The sequence below is a fragment of the Rhizobium ecuadorense genome (assembly GCF_001187535.1).
Classification (GTDB): Bacteria; Pseudomonadota; Alphaproteobacteria; order Rhizobiales; family Rhizobiaceae; genus Rhizobium; species Rhizobium ecuadorense.
In genome coordinates, this window is record NZ_LFIO01000255.1 from 1 (window position 1) to 224 (window position 224).

The window sequence follows — 224 nt, forward strand, 5'->3', positions numbered from 1 at the left end:
GCCACGTCTTGCGCGGCGTAGCGGAGCAATCCCTCAAACGATTCCGAATTGAAGAATTATGCGGTAGCCCGCCGCCCAACGCGGCGATGCTTTCAATAGCGCTCCGGCACAAGCATTTCAGGCGGAACCGGCGCCCTGTTGTAATCGGCGTGACGGATGCGGTCCGGCAACTGGATCTCCGGTTTCGGAACATCCTCGTAAGGGATCTGCTCGAGAAGATGGGC

Annotated in this window: 1 pseudogene; it reads right to left on the reverse strand. The window is 59.4% G+C overall.

From position 1 onward, the window contains the following. Window positions 1-92: 92 nt before the first annotated feature. Window positions 93-224 (reverse strand): annotated as a pseudogene (locus AF337_RS41805) (polyphosphate kinase 2); the annotation flags it as partial.